The sequence below is a fragment of the Oerskovia sp. NPDC056781 genome, assembly GCF_042789955.1.
In the GTDB taxonomy this organism is placed as follows: Bacteria; Actinomycetota; Actinomycetes; order Actinomycetales; family Cellulomonadaceae; genus Oerskovia; species Oerskovia rustica.
Genome location: NZ_JBHUAD010000270.1, coordinates 1 through 4,951, shown reverse-complemented (window position 1 = coordinate 4,951; position 4,951 = coordinate 1). Strand labels below are relative to the sequence as shown.

Genomic DNA, 4,951 nt, shown 5'->3' with positions numbered 1-4,951 from the left:
CCTGGTGGTTACCGACCTCAACCCCGTTCTCGATCGCTCAGGCCTCCTCGGCCTCCGGGGTCGGGGGCTCCGGGGTCGGCGGCGTCTCGCCGTCTGGCGTCTCGGCCGGGCCCGCGAGGATCAGGTAGAGCTCGCGCCGCGTGCGCTCGAGGAGCGCGGCGGCCTGGGCCACCTGGGCGTCCGAGCCGGACCGGGCGACCTGCCTGAGCGCCTCGGCGACCTGCTGGAGCGCCCCGCGGAGCTGGCGGGCCGGGCGGACCCCGCCGTCGGCGGCGTCCTGCCACGGCGTGCCGAGCTCGTCGGCGTGCTCGGTGACGTAGGTGCGACCGTCGTCGGTGAGGCTCGCGAGCTTGCGCCCGCCCTCGGCCGTGATGGTCACGAGGCCCTCGTCCTCGAGCAGGCTCAGCGCGGGGTAGATCGCGCCGGGGCTCGGCCGCCAGGTGCCCGACGTGCGCTCGCCGATCTCCTGGATGACCTGGTAGCCGTGCATGGGCTCCTCGGCGAGGAGGACCAGGATCGCGGCGCGGATGTCGCCGCGCCCTGCACGACCGCCCGGTCCGCGGCCACCGGGGCCGCGGTGTCCGCGACCGCGCGGGCCGCCGGGGCCGCCAGGACCACCGCCCGGCCCGCCGCGGTGCCCGCGGGGGCCGCGGCCCTCGAAGCGGTCGTCGAACCGCTCGTCGTGACCGTGGTGACCCGGGTGGTCGTGATGGTCGTGCCTGTCGGGACGGGCGGACCCGTCGGGACGACCGGCACGGTCAGGACCGGACCCGTCGGGGCGTCCGCCGCGGCCGCCGCGTGGGCCACCGGGGAAGTCACCCCCGACGTCGGGTCCGAAGCCCTCGGGCTGGGGGAAGTCGTCGCGTCGACGACGGGGTCGGCCCCCGAAGGGGTCGAAGGCGCCTGCGCGGCCGGAGCGGTCGCGGGGCGGGCGGGAAGAGTCTGGGTGCTGATGGGGGGTACGCATGGGGTGTCTCCTGACGAGTCCGTGTGTCTGTGGGGCCCCTCCGCAGGGGCGTGCCGAGCGATGGGCCCGGGGGACGGGTGCTGGCGGGTTCTCGTCGGTCCTCCGACGGGCCCTCGGCCGGGCATCCGGGTCGTCGACGCTGCGCGGCCTGTGCCGCACCCTCCGCGTCGATGAGTTAAAGATATATCGTTGACGTATCGATAGTCAACCCCGGATCTCGATCGGGTTGCGGAGCCCGCGCGGGAACCGTCCAGGTCGTACAGTGACGGGAAGGCCCCGGGCACTCGCACCACGGGACCGGCAGTCGCTCAGCAGTCACCGTGCAACGACGCACACCCCGCACCGTCGCACGTCCCACGCCCGCTCCGGACCAGACAGAGGCGCAGATGACGACCAGCACCCCGGGACCCACGCAGGTCCCCCGGCACTACCTGATGTGCCGCCCCACGTACTTCACGGTCAGCTACGAGATCAACCCGTGGATGGACCGCGCCCGCCCGGTCGACACCGCGCTCGCCGTCTCCCAGTGGGAGCGCCTGCGCGACGTCTACCTCGACCTCGGTCACCGTGTCGAGCAGATCGCCCCCGAGCCCGGCCTGCCCGACATGGTCTACGCGGCCAACGGCGCGACCGTCGTCGACGGCCTGGTCTACTCGGCGCTGTTCCGCCACCCCGAGCGCGCGCCCGAGGGCCCGGCCTACCTCAAGTGGTTCGCCGACCGCGGGTACGTGACCCACTCGGCCGACCACGTCAACGAGGGCGAGGGAGACCTCCTCGTCGCGGGCGACGTCGTCCTGGCCGGGACAGGCTTCCGCACCGAGCGCAGCGCGCACCAGGAGGCCGCGAGCCTGTGGGGCCGCGAGGTCGTCACGCTCGAGCTCGTCGACCCGCGCTTCTACCACCTCGACACCGCGCTCGTCGTCCTGCGCGGCAGCGAGGGAGCGTCTGTCGCACCGGGCGGCACGCCGTCGCCGTTCCTCGCTCCCCTGCCCGACGGCGCCGCGCGCCCCCTCGACCCGACGCACCCCGGTGCGGCTCGTGCTGCGGCCGAGGTACCGGTGGACCTCGCGTACTACCCGCCGGCCTTCTCGCCCGCGTCCCAGGAGCTCCTGGCCGAGCGGTTCCCCGACGCGCACCACGCGACCGAGGCCGACGCGCTGGTGCTCGGCCTCAACGCGGTGAGCGACGGGCGGCACGTCGTCCACGCCCCGGCAGCGACCCACTTCGCGGGAGCCCTCGCCGAGCGCGGCTACGAGACGCTCGCGGTCGACACGTCCGAGCTCCTGCGCGGCGGCGGCGGCGCCAAGTGCTGCACGCTGGAGATCCGCTCGTGAGCGCCCAGAGCCAGGCGGCCCCCGCCTCCGCGACCGCTGCCGGCGCCGCACCCGACCACCTCGCGCACAACTACCACCCGCTGCCCGTGACCATCGCCACGGGCGAGGGCGCCTGGGTCACCGACGTCGACGGTCGGCGCTATCTCGACCTGCTCGCCGGGTACTCGGCGCTGAACTTCGGGCACCGCCACCCGGCGCTCGTCGAGGCCGCGACCGAGCAGCTCGGACGCGTGACCCTGACCTCGCGCGCGTTCGACCACGACCTGCTGCACCCGTTCGCGGACCGCCTGACACAGCTGATCGGCCCGCTGGTCAGAGACGGCGGCCCTGGCGCGACCCCGATGATGGTCCCCATGAACACCGGCGCCGAGGCCGTCGAGACCGCGATCAAGATCGCCCGCAAGTGGGGCTACGAGGTCAAGGGCGTGCCGGCCGGGCGGGCGAGCATCGTCGTCGGGCACGGGAACTTCCACGGGCGTACCACGACCATCGTGTCGTTCTCCGACGACCCGGACGCGCGGGACGGCTACGACCCGTTCACGCCCGGCTTCCGGCTCGTGCCCTACGGCGACGCCCGCGCCGTCGCGGACGCGATCGACGAGACCACCGTGGCCGTCCTCATGGAGCCGATCCAGGGAGAGTCGGGCGTCGTCGTGCCGCCCGACGACTACTGGCCGACGCTGCGCCGAGTGTGCGACGAGCGCGGCGTCCTGCTGATCGCGGACGAGATCCAGTCCGGCCTGGGCCGGACGGGGACCACGCTCGCCTGCGAGCTGTGGGACGTGCGGCCGGACCTCGTGACGCTCGGCAAGGCGCTGGGCGGCGGCGTCGTCCCCGTGTCGGCGGTCGTCGGGAGCAGCGACGTCCTGGGCGTCCTGACGCCCGGCACGCACGGATCGACGTTCGGCGGCAATCCGCTCGCGTGCGCCGTGGGGCTCGCGGTCGTCGCCCTCCTCGAGACGGGCGAGCACCAGGCCCGGGCCCGTGACCTGGGGACGCACCTGCACGCGCGGCTCGCGAGCCTGGTCGACGACGGCCTGCTGACAGGGGTCCGAGGTGTCGGGCTGTGGGCCGGGATCGACCTCGACCCGGCCCGTGGGACGGGCCGCGACCTGTGCGAGGCACTGCTCGCGCGGGGCGTCCTGGCCAAGGACACGCACGGCTCGACCATCCGTCTGGCACCCCCGCTCGTCGTCGACCGTCCAGACCTCGACCTCGGGATGGCCGCTCTGCGTGACGCACTGACGCAGCTCGCCGCGGATCGGTAGAGTCCGGAGGGTGACCACTCCTGCCTCTGACACCTCCACCCGCCTCGCCGAGTGGCAGCAGGCCTACACCGACCTGCAGTCCCTCGGCCTGAAGCTCGACCTGACCCGCGGCAAGCCCTCCGCCGAGCAGCTCGACCTCTCCGACGCCCTCCTGGCACTTCCGGGCGCAGGAACGGTCACCGACGCCGACGGCACCGACGTGCGCAACTACGGCGGCCTCGACGGCCTGCCGCAGATCCGCCGCATCTTCGCCGAGCTCCTCGACGTCCCCGCCGCCCAGCTCCTCGCGGGCGGCAACGCGAGCCTCACGCTCATGCACGACACGCTCGCGTTCGCCATGCTGTTCGGTCTGCCCGGCTCAGAGCGGCCGTGGTCGCACGAGGAGAAGGTACGGTTCGTGTGCCCGGTCCCGGGCTACGACCGCCACTTCGCGCTGTGCGAGGCCTTCGGCATCGAGATGGTCACCGTCCCCATGACGGCCGACGGCCCCGACGCCGAGGCCGTGGCCGCGCTCGTCGCCGACGACCCGACCATCAAGGGCATGTGGGTCGTGCCGACCTACGCCAACCCCGACGGCTCCGTGGTCTCGCGCGAGATCGCCCAGCGCCTCGTGTCGATGCCCGCTGCGGCCCCGGACTTCCGCATCATGTGGGACAACGCGTACGCGGTGCACCACCTCACCGACGTCGAGACCGAGTCCGCGCCGGCCCTGGCCCTGGCGGCCGAGGCCGGGAACCCGGACCGCGTGCTGCTCTACGCGTCGACCTCCAAGATCACGTTCCCCGGCGCGGGCGTCGCGTTCCTGGGCGCGTCCCCCGCCAACGTCGCCTGGTACAAGAAGCACCTCGCGGCCCAGTCGATCGGCCCGGATAAGATCAACCAGCTCCGCCACGCCCAGTTCTTCGGGGACGCCGACGGCGTGCGCGCGCACATGCGCAAGCACCGCGACGTGATCGCCCCCAAGTTCGAGGCCGTCGACGCGATCCTGCGCGAGCGCCTGGGAACCGACTCCGGCGCCTCGTGGACCGCGCCGCTCGGCGGGTACTTCGTGTCGCTCGACGTCGTCCCGGGCACTGCGGCGCGCGTCGTCCAGCTCGCCAAGGAGGCAGGGATCGCCCTGACCCCCGCGGGCGCGACGTTCCCGTACGGGAAGGACCCCCGCGACGCCAACATCCGCCTGGCACCGACCCTGCCCCCGCTCGACGAGGTCCGGGTCGCGATCGACGGCGTCGCGACGTGCGTCCTGCTCGCGGCGGCGGAGAAGGCGGCTGCGGACGCCTGACCCCCTCCTCCCCCGGAGCTGTCAGAACCAGCGTGACCTCTGGTCCACGTTCGTCCTGACGAGCACAGGTCCCCGACGGGCGGCCACGGACCCCTGGTCC

4 protein-coding genes are annotated in these 4,951 nt (G+C 73.8%); 3 read left to right on the top strand and 1 reads right to left on the bottom strand.

Annotated features, from left to right (window positions below):
* Positions 1-37: 37 nt before the first annotated feature.
* Positions 38-967: a PadR family transcriptional regulator gene (locus ACFRCR_RS16885; RefSeq protein ID WP_377679140.1), complete on the bottom strand. Its 930-nt coding sequence runs from the start codon at positions 965-967 to the stop codon at positions 38-40.
* 386 nt (positions 968-1,353) lie between these two features.
* Here ACFRCR_RS16885 and ACFRCR_RS16880 point away from each other — a divergent pair, with 386 nt between their 5' ends.
* From ACFRCR_RS16880 to ACFRCR_RS16870, 3 genes are read left to right on the top strand one after another with little or no spacing between them, the layout of a single operon-like run.
* Positions 1,354-2,301: a dimethylarginine dimethylaminohydrolase family protein gene (locus tag ACFRCR_RS16880; protein WP_377679139.1), complete on the top strand. Its 948-nt coding sequence runs from the start codon at positions 1,354-1,356 to the stop codon at positions 2,299-2,301.
* Entirely contained in the window at positions 2,298-3,569 is a 1,272-nt protein-coding gene (gene rocD / locus ACFRCR_RS16875; protein WP_377679138.1) for an ornithine--oxo-acid transaminase, read from the top strand. The genes ACFRCR_RS16880 and rocD overlap by 4 nt, the downstream gene beginning before the upstream one ends.
* Before the next feature lie 10 nt (positions 3,570-3,579).
* Complete coding sequence (locus ACFRCR_RS16870) at positions 3,580-4,851, top strand: aminotransferase class I/II-fold pyridoxal phosphate-dependent enzyme (protein ID WP_377679137.1); 1,272 nt, start codon at positions 3,580-3,582, stop codon at positions 4,849-4,851.
* Positions 4,852-4,951: the final 100 nt, after the last annotated feature.